This window comes from Ectothiorhodospiraceae bacterium BW-2 (assembly GCA_008375315.1).
In the GTDB taxonomy this organism is placed as follows: domain Bacteria; phylum Pseudomonadota; class Gammaproteobacteria; order Thiohalomonadales; family Thiohalomonadaceae; genus BW-2.
Genome location: CP032507.1, coordinates 2,291,398 through 2,307,037, shown reverse-complemented (window position 1 = coordinate 2,307,037; position 15,640 = coordinate 2,291,398). Strand labels below are relative to the sequence as shown.

Annotated in this window: 8 protein-coding genes; 5 read left to right on the top strand and 3 right to left on the bottom strand. The window is 57.7% G+C overall.

Annotated elements, in window-relative coordinates; all coding sequences use genetic code 11:
• Window positions 1–132: 132 nt before the first annotated feature.
• From ftsE to D5085_11170, 5 genes are read left to right on the top strand one after another with little or no spacing between them, the layout of a single operon-like run.
• Window positions 133–807: a cell division ATP-binding protein FtsE gene (ftsE, locus tag D5085_11190; protein ID QEP43637.1), complete on the top strand. Its 675-nt coding sequence runs from the start codon at window positions 133–135 to the stop codon at window positions 805–807.
• Window positions 804–1,766, top strand: a complete 963-nt coding sequence (gene ftsX / locus D5085_11185) for a cell division protein FtsX (protein ID QEP43636.1) — start codon at window positions 804–806, stop codon at window positions 1,764–1,766. Before ftsE ends, ftsX begins: the two co-directional genes overlap by 4 nt.
• 38 nt (window positions 1,767–1,804) lie before the next feature.
• Entirely contained in the window at window positions 1,805–3,154 is a 1,350-nt protein-coding gene (locus D5085_11180) for a response regulator (protein QEP43635.1), read from the top strand.
• A 3-nt stretch (window positions 3,155–3,157) separates the two neighbouring features.
• Complete coding sequence (locus D5085_11175) at window positions 3,158–3,922, top strand: glycosyltransferase family 2 protein (protein QEP43634.1); 765 nt, start codon at window positions 3,158–3,160, stop codon at window positions 3,920–3,922.
• Window positions 3,768–4,892 carry a lipid A biosynthesis acyltransferase gene (locus D5085_11170; protein ID QEP43633.1) on the top strand — a complete coding sequence of 375 codons (1,125 nt, stop codon included), beginning with the start codon at window positions 3,768–3,770 and terminating at the stop codon, window positions 4,890–4,892. Before D5085_11175 ends, D5085_11170 begins: the two co-directional genes overlap by 155 nt.
• A 7-nt stretch (window positions 4,893–4,899) precedes the next feature.
• Here D5085_11170 and D5085_11165 read toward each other — a convergent pair whose 3' ends face one another.
• The 3 genes from D5085_11165 to D5085_11155 are packed head-to-tail and all read right to left on the bottom strand — an operon-like array spanning window position 4,900 to window position 15,327.
• Window positions 4,900–9,459: an SDR family NAD(P)-dependent oxidoreductase gene (locus D5085_11165; protein QEP43632.1), complete on the bottom strand. Its 4,560-nt coding sequence runs from the start codon at window positions 9,457–9,459 to the stop codon at window positions 4,900–4,902.
• 10 nt (window positions 9,460–9,469) lie between these two features.
• Window positions 9,470–10,141 carry a M50 family peptidase gene (locus D5085_11160; GenBank protein QEP43631.1) on the bottom strand — a complete coding sequence of 224 codons (672 nt, stop codon included), beginning with the start codon at window positions 10,139–10,141 and terminating at the stop codon, window positions 9,470–9,472.
• Window positions 10,138–15,327, bottom strand: coding sequence for an amino acid adenylation domain-containing protein (locus tag D5085_11155; GenBank protein QEP43630.1), 5,190 nt, complete (start codon window positions 15,325–15,327; stop codon window positions 10,138–10,140). The genes D5085_11160 and D5085_11155 overlap by 4 nt, the downstream gene beginning before the upstream one ends.
• Window positions 15,328–15,640: the final 313 nt, after the last annotated feature.

Below are 15,640 nucleotides of genomic sequence, written 5' to 3'. Positions count from 1 at the left end.
AGTGCCATCAAGCACCGAAATAGCGCTTCACACCGTGCTAAAACTTGGGTAGCATTGGCCCAGATTTAGAGCAATCATGCCACGAGTCGATGGCGGGAGAGGGAGGGCTAGAGCGGAGATGACGCTAAAATCATGATCAACTTTACCAATGTCAGCAAGCGCTACCCCAACGGATTTGAGGCGCTCAACGGCATTTCGTTCCATATTCCAGCCGGAACCATGGCCTTTATTACCGGCCACTCGGGGGCGGGTAAGAGCACCTTAATGCGGCTCATTGCGCTCATCGAACGGCCCACTAGCGGCCAAATTGTGGTCGATAACCACAACCTCTCCCAGCTTAAACGCAAGGCGCTCCCCTACCATCGCCGCAAACTGGGAATGATCTTTCAAGATCATCGGCTACTGTTCGGGCATACCGTCTATGACAATGTCGCTCTGCCATTAATGATCGCCGGCTACGATCCGAACGATATGACCCGCCTAGTACGGGCGGCACTCGACAAAGTCGGCCTACTCTCGAAAGAGAACGCCTATCCGATTACCCTCTCCGGTGGCGAACAGCAGCGGGTCGGCATCGCTCGCGCTGTGATTCACAAACCGTTGATTTTAATGGCCGATGAGCCGACCGGCAACCTCGATCCCGATCTATCACGCGACATTATGCAGCTATTTGTCGATTTTAACCGCATTGGCGTTACCGTACTCATCGCTAGCCACGATACCCAGCTCATTAACCAATTTCAGTTTCCAGTACTGACACTAGAGAGGGGGAGACTACGCCATAGCTCCCTAGCAGGTGCCACATGAAACCACCTGCTTCAGTCACTATCCGTCGCCATCGCCACACCCTACGGGGCCGCCTACGGCACTATGCGGCCGTCCACCTCTTTACCCTCTTCTCCACCCTAGGTGAGCTAGTCGAAAAGCCGTTAGCCACCCTAATGACGGTCATGGTGATTGCGATTGCACTCACCCTGCCCACCGGTCTCCATCTTTTGATCAAAAATAGTAGCGTGGTGATCGACCGCTGGGACGACACGATGCAACTGACGCTGTTTCTGCGCCCACAGCTCTCCTCCTCCCAAACCAACGAACTACTGCAACAGCTACGCCGCCAACCAGAGATCGCCGCCGTCGAATTTGTCTCTAAAGAGCGTGCTCTGGCCGAATTTCGCCAATATTCGGGGCTAGAGAGCGCCATTGATGCCCTTGATACCAACCCTTTGCCCGATATGGTTCATGTCACCCCCGCCCACAGCATGGCCGAGCCTTTCCAGCTACAGCAACTCCAGCGACGCCTCAGCGAGCTACCTGACATCGAACTAGCCCAGCTCGATATGACTTGGGTAGAGCGGCTACAGGCGCTAGTTGAGCTGACCTATCGCAGTGTGTCGATATTAACGCTACTCCTCTCACTGGGGGTTATTTTAGTGGTCGGGAATACTATTCGTCTCGCTATCGATAACCGTCGGGAAGAGATCAGCATTATGAAACTCATTGGTGCTACCGATGGCTTTATCCATCGCCCCTTCCTCTATACCGGTTTTTGGTACGGGCTCTGTGGCGGGCTGATCGCCGTCATTTTAGTAGAGAGCGCCCTTGGACTACTCCAACCCTCGGTGGCAGAGCTAGCACAGCTCTACCATAGCCAATTGACACTACAAGGCCTGACACTGACCTCTCTAACCCAACTGCTCTTCGGCTCGGCGCTGCTAGGGCTAGTCGGCTCTTGGCTCGCCGTCGCTCGTCACCTAAAAGATGATTAAACCTAAACTAACTAAAGCTAAATGAGAGTGGTTACCCTATGTCTTTTCCCTCCTCCTCCCGTCTCTTCCATGTGCTGATTGTTGACCACTCTTTGGTCTCTTGCCGGCTGGTGCAGCAGGTGATCTGCGACACCATAGAGCATAAGGTCGAAGTGACCCCCTGCCGTACCGGACAAGCGGCACTAACACAGTTGCAGCAGCAGCAGTTTGACCTCATTACCACCGCCCTGATGCTGCCCGATATGGATGGTCTCGATCTCTGTCGCACGGTGCGTAAGGATGAGCGGCACCGCTATAAACCGCTCGTGGTCATCTCCGGTGATGCCGATCAGCGCCTGCTGCGAGAGGGGTTTGCCGCTGGTGTGACCGACTACTTTGATAAAGCCAACGGCTATCGCGCCTTTCGCCACTTTATCACCGAATTTGCCCGCCACAACGGCGCGTTAAGCGGCCATATTCTCTATGTCGAAGATAGCCGTACCGCCGCCCTCATCGCCACCCGAACCTTTGCCAAACATGGCCTACAGGTTACCCACCTGCCGAGTGCAGAGGCGGCCTATCAACTGCTACAGCAGGAGCGCGATAGCGACAATCTGCAAATCGATATTGTCGTCACCGACTTTAATCTCGAAGGGAGTATGACCGGCGGCGATCTACTCCATGTGATACGGACCCGAATGCACTACTCCCGTCAAGAGCTACCGGTGCTGGTGATTACCGGAAACAACGATAACGAGACCCAAATCGAAATATTCCACGCCGGTGCCAACGACTTTGTCACCAAACCGCTCCTAGAGGAGATATTTATCGCCCGCATCCGCTCGCTATTAATGATCAAACAGCAGTACCGCGCCCTAAAACAGCAGGCCAATGAGCTACGGCTGCTCTCGGTTACCGATAAACTCACCGGCCTCTATAACCGCCGCTACCTGACCGAACATAGCGACACCCTGCGTGAGCAGTATCAACCACTCTGGGTGGTGATGTGCGATATCGACCACTTTAAGAAGATTAATGACACCTACGGCCACGCCGCCGGCGATAAGGTGATCGCCGGTGTAGCGAGAGTACTACTACAGAGTATCGACGCCTGCACCGCGATTCGCTACGGCGGCGAGGAGTTCACCCTACTCTTCTCCTGTCGTCAGCCTGCCGATGCGGGGCGCTGCCTAGAGTCGATTCGCCAGCAGGTCGAGCAGCTCAACCCGGCCGATATCAGCGTCACCATCAGCATCGGCACGGTCTGCGGCACCCTCTACCAGAGTAGCAGTATGGATGCCCTGCTCGATCTGGCCGACTCAGCCCTCTATGCGGCTAAGAGTTCTGGTCGTAACTGTGTTTACCAGATAGATACTGCGGGAGAGCCGATCCCCTTTAAGGCGAGCTAACCGATGCCAGCTATCTCCGCCACCATTATCTCCTATAATGAGGAGCAGAAGATTGAGGCCTGCCTGCAGAGCCTGCTACCGGTTGTAAATGAGATTATTGTCGTCGATTCGTTCAGCAGCGACGCCACCTGCGAGATCGCCCGCCGTTATACCGATAAGGTGGTCTTGCACCCCTTCGATGGCTATATTGAACAGAAAAATTATGCCCTCAGCCTCGCTAGCTACGACTGGGTATTGAGCCTCGATTGCGATGAGCGCCTCTCACCCGAGCTTCAGGCCTCGATTTTGGCTCTTAAAGAGAGGTTAGATCAGCACGATGCCTATCAGATGGCACGCAAAACCTTCTATGTCTATCGCTGGCTCAACCATAGTTGGTACCCTGATCGTAAAATTCGCCTCTTTAACCGCCGCACGGCCCACTGGGGCGGAGTCAATCCCCATGACCGAATTGAGGTTAAGGGGGAGAGGATCTACCGTCTAGCGGGGGATATCCACCACTACTCCTTCGATTCGATTTCAGCCCACATTCAGACTTTAGATAAATTCTCCGACATTGGTGCCCGTGAGCTTATCGCCCGCAACCAGCGGGTCACTCTCCTCTCCCCCCTAAGCCATGGGCTCTGGACTTTTATCCGTCTCTATCTTCTTAAACGCGGCTTTCTCGACGGTTTTGCCGGACTTATCGTCGCGGTGCTCTCCTTTAGCCATGTCTTCGCTAAATATAGCAAGGTGGTGGTGTGGCAGAAGCAGCAGCAGCGGCTACCATAGAGCCATGGCTGATCCCCTACTTAATCTGCCCCCGTTTAAACTCCGTTTTTTCGGGCCACAGTTCTGGCCGACTTGGTTAGGTCTGGGTCTGCTATGGCTACTCTCCCACCTACCACACCGATGGCGGCGCCGGTTGGGATACCGACTCGGCACGCTGCTGCTGGCCCAAAACCGTAAGCGTTGCCATATTGTCAAAACTAATTTGGCGCTAGCTCTTCCTGAGCTCCCCCCCCCTCACGCCGCCCAGCTTATGCGGCAAAGCTTCGGCTTTGGTGGGCAGTTGATGCTCGATTTAGGGCTAATTTGGTGGCATAGCGCCACAGCGGTACAGAATCAGATCGACATTCAGGGTCTGGAGCATCTACAACAGCTCAGCCAACAGCAGCGCCCCATTATCGCAGTGACCGCCCATTTTCACGCTATCGATTGGGGGGGGCTCCCCTTCTCTCGTTACTGCCGCCGTAGCGCCTATTTCGCCAAATATACCCGCAATCCTCTCCTCAACTGGCTACTGATGCGAGGTCGTAGTCGCTTCGGTGCCCGATTAATCACCCGCAACGAGCCGTTAAGGCCACTTATTCGAGCCCTAAAACAGCGACAGCTCGATTTGGTCTATATGGTGGTCGATGAGGATTTGGGGCAAAAAGGTTCGCTGTTTGCCCCTTGGTTTGGGACTCCCAAAGCGACTTTAACTACCCCCGTCAAACTCGCCAAGCTAACGGGTGCCGCGATCCTACCCTGCCACTGCTGGTTTGCGCCGGAGAGAGGGCGCTATCTACTTGAGATTCAGCCCCCCCTAAACGGCCTACAGCTAGAGGATGAGTTGGCTGCCGTCAGTGGTATCAATCACTCCCTAGAGGCGATGGTTCGCCGCCATCCGGAACACTATTTTTGGTCGCTACGCTACTACCAGACTCGGCCCGATGGCTCACCCTCCCCCTACTCTTCGGGGATAGAGGGAGGCCGATGAGGGCACCCTACAACACCCCCTCCTCCCACTCCTCTCCCTCCGCTCCCTCATCAACAACAGCTAAGTGAGCCGCCATGGCGCGAATGGTCGGGGACTCAAACAGGGCCGCTAGCGGTAACTCTCGCTGAAATTCACGCCGCACCATCGCCACCAGTTGGGTCAGAAGCAGCGAGTTCCCCCCTAGCTCAAAGAAGTTATCTTCGCTGCCAATCCCCTCAATGCCGAGTAGCTGCTGCCATAACTTCGCTAGCCGCTGCTCCTGCTCCCCTTCGGGAGCGACATAGGCGCCGAGTAGTTCAGGTCTTGGGTGGGCTGTGGCAGCACTCTGGCCACTCTCGCTATCACTCTCTAGAGCTATCGCGGCTGTCTCAATCCATTGGGCGATGCGCTGCTGTAGATCGGCACTGGAGATCACAATTCGCTCTAGTTGGGGCTGGTTTAACACTCTGGCAAATGCCTCTCTCCCCTCCTCTGCTTGCATCCCTAACTCTAGGGCCGCCAGATGATCGGCTGTCGCTGGTGCCGCCTCGTTCTCAAAATCCCACCCCTCCCAGTTAACCGCCAACCAGCGCCCCGGCTGTTGTCGATTTAGAGCGTTACACAGGGCATCGACATAGAGGTTAGTGGCGGCATAGGTGCTAAAGCCAAGTCCCCCTAAAATCGACGATAACGAGGAGCAGATGAGGCAGAAGTCGAACGGCTGTTCAGCTAATAGCTGCGCCAATACCAAGGCACCCTCTACTTTAGGCCGAAACTGCTGCTCGATAATGGCAGGAGAGTGATCTTCATTTAGGGTAGCAAACGACGCCTCCCCCACAATACCAGCGGCATGAATGACGCCATGAATCGAACCAAATTGAGCGTTAACATTCGCAAACAGCTCGGCCATTGCGATCGGATCGGCCACATCGGCCTGGAGTAGCCGTAGCTCTGCCCCAGCGGCGATTATCGCTTGTAGCTGTACTATCTGTGCTCTCGTTTTAGCACTTATCGAGCTATCGGCTAGTAGCTGCGGCCACTGCGCCTGCGGCGGTGGGGCGCTACGACCGGTTAAGATCAATGTTGCCTGCACCGTCTCGGCCAGATAGCGAGCCAGCGTCAGGCCGATATTGCCCCAACCACCCGTAATGAGATAGACACCCCCTCGTCGTAGTCGCTGCGGTATCTCGGTCACCGGCGGCAGGGGGGTGGGGGTAAAGCTGAGCTGCCAGCGGTAACGCCCCCGCAGCGCAACCGTGGTACCGTTCTCCCCCTCAGCGAGTAGCGGCAGTAGCTGCGCTAACGCTGCCTCGGTTGGGGCATCAATGGCTCGGGTGGTGAGATCAGGGTACTCTTGAGTCATCACTTTCAGTGGCCCTAGGGCGCTACTCTTCATTGGGAAGAGCGGCTCCTCCCCCGTCACCTCAACCAAGCCATCCGCTAGCAGAATCAACTCCGGCGCATGGGACAGATAGTGTCGCCCGAGTGCCCTGGCCAAGGCGGTAACGGCGTAGAAGGCAGCCTGTTTCATCGGCTCCTCCTCTAGTGTTAACCCCCAGAGATCGAGATGGAGAATATGGTCGGGAGCGTGCGGTTTGAGCTGGGTAAAGAGTGCCTGCAGCAGCTCATGATCGGTGATATCTCCCGAAAATAGCCCCCCCGAGCCGCTAAGTGATTGGTGTGGCTGGTGTTGTAGCTGCACAACTTCGCAGCCTGAGTGTTGTAGTGCCGCAGCTATCCTCTCCAGAGACGACAGGTCGCGACCTAGCAGCAGCCATCGCCCCTGCGGCGTGGCGGTAGGTAGGGGGGTTCGAAGCCACTGCAAGCGGTAGAACCAGTCGCCAATGTCACTCTTTCTACCGTTTTTAGCCTCTCTACCGCTTTTGTCCTCTGCCATCGCCACAGCCGTTGCCGGCTCGATCCAAAAACGCCGCTTTTGTAGCGGATAGCCCGGCAGCGGCAGCCGCCTGCGCCCCTCGCTAGCGACTTGAGCCCAGTCGATTTCGACCCCCTCACTCCAGAGCCGCCCTAGCGCAGTTAAGAGTGCCGGGGTCGATTCGTGGGGGGAGTCACTAAGACGGCTATAGCGCGGATCGTGCTGAGAGGCGATCACCGCGAGCCAGTCGGGACGCGCAGCGTGTTGCAGCACGAGCGGAGTGAAGAGCTGACCTGGCCCAATCTCCAGCACCACCCCCACACCGGCGGTGGCCAGCTCGGTCAAGATCCGATTGAGCGCCGCCTCTATCTGTAACGGCTCGGCCGCTAGACGCAGATAGTAGTCGGGCGAAGTCGCCTGCTCGGCAGTGATCCACTCGCCGGTCACCGAAGAGAGGTAGGGGATCTGCGGCGGGTGGAACTGCACTCGCTCTAAGAGCTCTTTAAAGGGGGCTAAAAAGGGGCTCATCAGCGGGGTGTGGAACGGTAGCCCCATCCCGACTTCGCGCCAGTGAACCCCCGCCCCCTCAAGCTGCTGTTGCAGCGCCGCCATGCCACTCACCGTTCCGGCGACAACACACTGATTAGCTGCCATCACCAGCGCAATGTGGGTATCGGCTAGCAGCAGCGGCCTTAACTGCTCGGCTGAAGCGGCCGCCGCGATCATCGCCCCCGGCGCCATCTGTTTTAGTAGCGCACTCCCAGCCATCGCCAGATCGATGCCATCCTCTAGCGAGAGTACCCCACTCACCACCGCCGCAACATACTCCCCTAACGAGTAGCCAAACAGCGCCTGCGGCTCCACCCCCCAGCTACGCCACAGCTCAGTTAGCGCATACTCCACCGCAAAGAGCGGCAGCGGCTCAGTGGTCGCGCCTTGATCGAGCGCCGGTTGCGCCTGCGCCACCCCCTCAGGATAGAGTCGAGCCAGTAGATCATAGCCGTAGCGCTGCTGCGCCAGCTCGATACAGGGCTGCAGCGCTGCCCGAAACTGCGGCTCATCCCGATAGAGACCGGCGGCCATATTGACAAACTGCGCATCTTGCCCCGGATAGAGAAAAATCGGCTTTAGCTGTCGCTGACGCACAATCCCACCCACCTGCCAAGGGGAGTCGCTCTGACGCAGTCGCGCCACCGCTACGGCTAGATCGCCCCCCGGGACAACCCACGCCTGTCGCTGGTTAAAGTGGCTCCGTCCTAACTGTAGCGTGGCAGCAACATCGGCCAAATTGAGCTCGGGGTGGTGGTGCAGATAGTCCGCTAGCTGCTCCGATAGCTCCGTTAGGGCAGCGGCACTCTTCGCGGCAAGTGGCAGCAGCAGCCAAGCGGGCGGCTCTGGAGAGGGGGGGAGCTGCGGTGCCTCTTCGACCACTAAGTGGGCGTTAGTGCCTCCAATCCCGAACGAGCTCACGCCGGCACGGCGCGGCACAGCACCTTGCGGCCACGGCTCTCGCTGGTGATTGATCTGAAACCGACTCCCCTCCAAGCCTAGTTTGGGGTTAGGGGCGGTCAAGTGGAGTGTTGGTGGAATCGTCTGCTGCTGTAGCGCTAGCAGCGTCTTAATCAGGCCGGCATTACCGGCGGCTGTATCAAGATGACCGATATTACTCTTCACCGCACCGAGGATACAGCGCGGTGCCCCCTCACGGCCATAGATCGCCTTTAGGGCACTAATCTCAATCGGATCGCCCAAATCGGTACCGGTGCCGTGGGTCTCGATATAGCTTATCGCCTCCGGCGGCAGATCGGCCAGCTCTAGGGCCTCCTGTAGCACCTCGCTCTGCCCCTCCACGCTCGGCGCGGTGTAGCCGACCTTCACCGAACCATCATTATTGGTCGCAAAGCCGCGAATGAGGCCATGAATGGTATCACCCTCAGCGATAGCGTCCTCCAGCCGCTTTAGCACCACCAGCGCCACGCCGTTGCCATCGATGGTACCGGCGGCGTTAATATCAAACGGTCGGCAGTGGCCATCGGGCGAGAGGGTACCCCCATGGCTGTAGAGGTAGCCTCTATCTTGCGGCAGATGGATCGAGCACCCTCCGGCGATAATCGCATCGCACTGGTAACTTAGCAGACTTTGACACGCCATCGCAGTCGCCACTAGAGAGGTTGAACAGGCACTATTGACCGACACCGCCGCCCCCTGCAAATTGAGCTTATAGGCGACGCGGGTAGCGGCAAAATCTTTATCGTTACTTAAAGTTAGCTGCCACCCCCCAACGCTCTGGAGCAGCTCTGAATGGCCGAGCAGATTGTGCAGCAGATAGCCGTTAAACCCCACGCCGGCAAAGAGGCCAATCCGCCCCTCATACCGCTGCGGATCGATAGCGGCGTGCTCTAACGCCTGCCAACTCCCCTCCAGAAGCAGGCGGTGCTGTGGATCGAGAATCTCCGCCTCACGCGGGGTGAAGTCGAAAAAGGCGGCATCGAATAGCTCCACCCCGTCGAGTCGGCCGGCTGCGGCCACATAGTCAGGATCGTCCAACTCGCGCTGACTCACTCCCGCCTGACGCAGCTCAGCCTCACTAAAAAAGGTGATCGACTCGATCCCATGATAGAGGTTGTGCCAAAACTGCTGTAGATTATCAGCTCCAGGGGCACGCAGACTCATGCCCACGACCGCAAGCGGGGGAACACCCTGTTCAGACATAGATAGACTCCTAGTTAGATTTCAATTCGATACGCTGTCGGCTGCGCAATACCCAATAGATCACTATCAGACTTATCACCAACCAAAGGATGCCCCAAAGGATCGTACTACCACCAAACTCCTCGGCCAACATACGGGCATCAGAGAGCAGATGGGAGCGTAACAGCGTGTCACTAATAATATCGAGCGGCACATAGAGCAGACTGGTAATGCCGATAAGACGCAGCACCAGATCGTTCAACCACGGCTGACCAAAGCGAGCTAAGAGTAGTAGCGCCACCCCGCTCAACAGACCAAATACCACCCCAAAACCGTTACGAACAAAGAGCAGGGTAATGGTTAACAGCACCACCCCGAGTAGAGCCGCAATCCAGCGATCACGCGAGCTGTGTAGCGCTAGCAGGTAGATGAGCGCCCCCCAAAAGAGCGAACCGAGATAGCCGGCGGTTAAGATCAGAAATCGTGATCCGCCGCTCGACTGCACCAAGCCGCCTTGCAACCTATTGACCTCCATCGAATAGACCCGCCCCCCGGTAACGAGCGCCATCAAGGCATGGGACATCTCATGAAAGAAGATCACCAGCAGTTTTAGCGGATAGATCACAGGGCTCTGCCACAGCAGCACGACACTCACCACTAACAGCGGCAGCAGTAACCGTTGCCCCCTCGCGGCGTTGATCATCTGCCCCCACCTAGCGCCTGCCGTCGTCTCTCACTGCTACGACGCTTACGCTGCCCCCCCCCGCTCGCGGTTATCTCCTCTCCCGCTAGCCAACGGGCCTGCATCGCCACCGTCGGATATTGGAAGATAGCGACCGGCTCGACACTGCGGTTAAACTGCGCCGAGAGCTGCTCGCTAAGCGGTAGCACCAGTAGCGAGTGGCCCCCTATCTCAAAAAAGTTCTGCTCCACGCCGATACTCTCCCGCTCCAAAAGCTGCGACCAGATCGCAACGATTTGGCGCTCGGCCTGCGAGCGGGGAGAGAGCAGCGCCCCCGCCCCTCCCGACTCAACAGTCGGCTGCGGCAGCGCCGCCCGATCAACCTTACCGTTAGGGGTCAACGGTAGCTGTGGCAGAAAGATAAACCGCGCGGGAATCATATACTCCGGTAGCTGCTGCGCTAGCGCCTGTCGCAGTTCCGTTTCGGGCGCGGTACTCGCCGCCTCGACGACGAGATAGGCTAAGAGGCGCTGATCGTGCTCGCTGCGCTGCTGTCGCACCACTACCGCCTCTTTAACCTGCCTCTGCGCTATCAGCGCCTGTTCGATCTCACCTAGCTCAATGCGGTAGCCGCGTAGCTTAATCTGGTTATCGACTCGGCCAAGATAGCGTAGGTTACCGTCGCTGCCCATTCGAGCCAGATCGCCACTGCGATAGAGCCTCTCCTGTGGCACGGCTATCGGGCCACTGTTCAGACCGCTATTAGCGATATCGATAAAACGCTCTGCGGTCAACGCCTCTCGCCCTAAATAGCCCCGCGCCACTCCAGCACCACCGATATAGAGCTCGCCGACGGCCCCCTCGGCGACCGGTTGTAAACGGCTATCGAGTAGGTAGAGGCGGGTATTCTGAATAGGGCGGCCAATCGGCACCGCGGCGGCTGTCGGCTCAGGACGGCGATCATCGTAGATGCAGCACCCTACCACCGTCTCGGTCGGGCCATACTCATTGATGATATGGGTATCGGGGGCGTGCTGCCGCCAAACATGGATCGTTTTGCCCAGTAACGCCTCACCACCGAGCACCAGATAGCGGCTCAATCCGGCCAGTTTCTCAGGCGGGAGCAGGGCATTTAATAGCTCCAGATGGGCCGGGGTGAGCTTAACTAACGACCAGTCGTTCCCCTCCCCCGCCTCACCGAGCAGCGCTTGGCGAATAGAGTCGATCTCCCGCCCCCCCTCTGGCAGTAGCTGTAACAGACGCCCAGAGATCAGCGGGGTAAAGAGGCTGGTAATCGTCGCATCAAAACCGATTGAGCTGTGCAGGGGCGAGCCACGCCCCTCGCGAGTCCGATAGTAGGCTACGGCCCAACTGAGATAGTTCACCAAGCCGCGTTGGGTCAACATCGTCCCCTTCGGTCGTCCGGTCGAGCCGGAGGTATAGATAAGGTAGGCGAGTGAGTCGAGTGTGGTGATAATCTGCGGGGCGCGATACTCCCCCGTTAACCAAGCGGCCTCGACGCCATCGAGCTCAACGGCGGTGACCCCAGTGGGCAGAGTTAGCCGCGCAAGCTGCTTCTGCTCGCTCAACAGTAGCTGCGTCCCCGAATCTTGCAACATAAAGGTAAGCCGCTCGGGCGGATAGTCGGGGTCGAGCGGCAGATAGGCACCGCCACTCTTTAGTATCGCCAAAATCGCCACCACTAGCGTCGGCGAGCGCGACAGACAGAGCGCGACAATCGCTTCGCTCCTCACCCCAGCCACCGCTAAGTGGTACGCTAGCGCATCTGCCTGCTGCTTAAGTTCAAGATAGGTAAGCTCCCCTCCCGACCAGCGTAGAGCCGTCGCCGCTGGCGCGTTGGCCACTTCGGCCTCAAACAGCTCAATGACCGAGCTGACCGGCGGCAGCGGCACCTCGGTGGCATTAAAGTCGATGATCAACCGCTGCCACTGCGCGGTCGAAAGTAGCGGTAAGGTGGCGACAGAGCGCTGCGGCGTGGCCACAATCCCCTGTAGCAGGGCGAGAAAACCCTCTAGCCAGGCGCTAATGGTCGTCGCCTCAAAACGATCGGCGTTATAGTCGCACTCCAACACCATCGCCTCACCCAATTCAGTGAGGTTAAAGATCACCTCAAAGGCGGTAAAGTAGATCGGCTGCGATAGCCACTCGACCGTCAAATCGGCCATCGGCGGCGCCTCTCCGGGGCGGTCTAGATTAAACAGCGCCCTAACCAACGGGGCGTGACGCCCATCACGCTGTAGCGCCAAGCTCTCCATCAGGCGAGAGAAGGGGTAGTCCTGATGCTGATACCCCTGCAACAGGGTAGTGCGAATCGTGCGCAGATAGCTTTTAAACGGCTGTTCGGCCTCAAAATGGGAGCGGATCGGAATCAGATGGGTGCAGTAGCCCACCACACTCTCCCCCCCCTCTAACGAGCGACCGGCGACCGGCATGCCGACTAACAGCTCCGATTGACCACTTAACCGATGTAGCCAGAGGGCGTAGCTCGCTAGTAGCGTCATAAAGTGGGTACACCCCTCGGCTCGACTCAACGCTTTCACCGAACGCAACAGCTCAACCCCAATCGGACGACTGATGCGCCCCCCGCGATAGCTCTTAAGCGTCGGTTCAGGGCGATCGGCCGGTAACTCCAGCGGTGTCATGGCCGGATCGATCTGCTGCAACCAGTAGGCTTGGGCCACCGAGAAGCTCTGCTGCTGCTGCCACTGTAGATAGGCGCTAAAAGGGAGCGGCTGCGGTAGGGTCACCGTCTCAGCGGTGAGATGGGCACTGTAGAACTGCGCCAGCTCCTGCACGATAAGATTCATCGATAGCCCATCGACAATAATATGGTGTCCTTTCAGTACTAGCCGATAGTCACGCTCCCCTAACTGGAGTAGATGGGCTACAAACAGCGGGCCGGTGGTGAGATCAAATCGGGTTTGAGCGTGCTGCGACAACCACTCTGCCGCCGCCTGTTCAGGTGCCTGACTCTGGCGTAGATCGATAGCGGGCAGTGGCAGTTCGAGCGCGTTAATCTGCTGCTCTTTTTTAACCACATCGATCGTTGTACGCAGGGCGGGGTGGCGGGCAACCACCTGCTGTAGCGCCTGCTGTAGCGCAGCTTTATCAACCGCTCCGGTTAACTTTAAGAGCGGTGAGACATGGTAGGCCATCGAGCCTTGGGGAGATATCTGTGCTAAAGCGGCCAACTGCTGCTGCGCCAAAGAGAGCGGATAGCGCACCGCCCCCTCCCTAGCCCCCTTTTTTGGCGGCAAAAAGCCCCCCTCCCGTAGGGCCAGCACGCTCTCTTTCACCGCCTCAATCACCCGTTTTACATCGGCTTCGCTGTGGGCTGTTGAAAGAAAGTAGTTGCGCCACTCCCAAATCAAAATACCGCGCAAAAGCAGATGGTAAAACAGCAGCTCTAGGTTAGTTTTAAACTCAAACCGAAATAGCGATCCGAACCAAACCACCTCAATCGGCACCTCTTCGGCGGCAAACCACTGATTGAGTTCAGTCGCCATGTCGCTCGTCATCCGGTTTAACCGCTGCTGTAGCGCCGGCCCCTGCTGTTTTAGGTAGCGCATTACCGCCACCACGGCACTCATCGCTAAAGGGTGCTGGCAGAAGGTGCCGCCAAAGACGACCCGATTCACTTCAGGGTAGGAGTTGTCACCATAGCGCCACGGCCCGCCGTCGATTCGATCCATAATCGCCGCCGGCCCAGCGACGACCCCTATCGGCATGCCGCCTCCGACTAGCTTGCCGTAGGTGGCCATATCGGCCTCCACTTCAAACCACCCCTGCGCTCCGCGAGGATGGACTCGAAAGCCGGTAATCATCTCATCAAAGATCAGCAACGCCCCCACCTCACGAGTCAGCTGGCGTAGCTGGTGTAAAAAGGCTCGCGGCTGTAGTTTCGGATTGCGACTCTGTATCGGTTCGACGATTACCGCTGCGATTTCGGCACCACGGTGGCGAATAAAGTCGAGCGCCTCTTCACTATCGTAGGGGAGCACCCACAGATCAGCGACCGCCCCTTGTGGTGTCCCCGGGGAGACCGGTTTCGTGGTAATGGTGTAGTTCTCACCCCGCTCCGAGAGCCCCATCACGCTATCGGCGTGGCCGTGGTAGGCCCCCTCAAACATCACAATCTTATCGCGACCGGTGTGAGCACGCGCTAACCGCAGTGCCGCCATTACCGCCTCGGTACCGCTATTGGTGAAGGTGATGCGCTCAAAGCCGGTCATCTCGGCGATTAGCGCGGCCGCTTCACCGGTATTGTGGGGTCGTGGCCCCATCTGGATCGCCTCCTCCCCTTCGGCCTTTAACGCCGCATCGATAAAATCGGGGTGGTGGCCGAAAAAGCTCACCCCCTGCCCCATACTGATATCGAGATAGGCGTTCCCGTCGATATCCCACACCGTCACCCCATTAGAGCGATTGCCAACAATCGGATAGAGGATCTCTTTAGTCGTAAAACGGAACCCGACTGAGGCGCGACTGTCGGCGAGTACCGATCGATAGTGATCGGCCTGCTGTTTCGACTGTAGCGTGCGTTGATTAAGTTGTTGTATCAGCGACTCTAAGTGGGCCTGCTGGGTCGGCGTTAGCCCTCTGGCCCGAATCTCTAGCGGCGAGAGCATTTTATTCGGCTGTTGCGCCGCCGACGATTTAGGTTGGGCCGTCGTTGGACGAGAAGGGGGGGGCGCGGCAGCCGTAGCTGTGTGAGGTATCGCCTCCCCCCCTTGCAGAAACTGTAACTGCTGCTGCACCACGCGATTAATCACCTCGGTGGCAGTGCGCATTTGAGCGGCAAATATTGCCTCGATTTCTGACGCAGAGCCCTGAGTCACTGGCAGTAGCGCTGGCGCTGACAGAGCGGGCGCAGGTAGCGGTTCAGGTTTAGGCTTGGCTGTCGCGGTAGGCGCAGGGTCACGACTGGCCAACTGGGTATCGATATAGCTCACCAGCTCATTGATGGTGGTCAGCTCTTCAAAAAATTGGGTGATGGTCAGGGTCAGGCCATACTCCTTCTCTACTGTGCGTTGCACATCCATTAACATCAATGAGTTAGCGCCCATCTCCAAAAAGGGCAGATCAATATCGGCCTCAGAGGGGGCAGTCGGCATCGCCTCTGCCATCAGTTGTTGTAGCTGGGCCAGAATCGACTCTCGTCGGGAAGGGGAGGTAGCGTGACTCACATGGGCTCCTGTCAAAGCGTTAAATTTTAAAGAGGGGGGCAGTTTACCATTAGCTTATTAGCTTATAGTAGAGGAGTAGGCCCTATTCTGCTAAATATTTTAATAACGGCGTTGACCGAGCGGCTGGACGGTCGTTACAATTCTCAAGCTCTGAGAGAGCGTTATTCCCCTCCCCGCGACCTCACTTGCCGCCCGTGACACAGTGTGGCGGCAGCGCGCCTAGAGTCGTTTCAACTCCACCAACGCCCCACCCTTCTTCGTCAACTTGGCTGTCATACCCCATCTGGCCTCTCTAGGCTCAGCGGGAAAAACC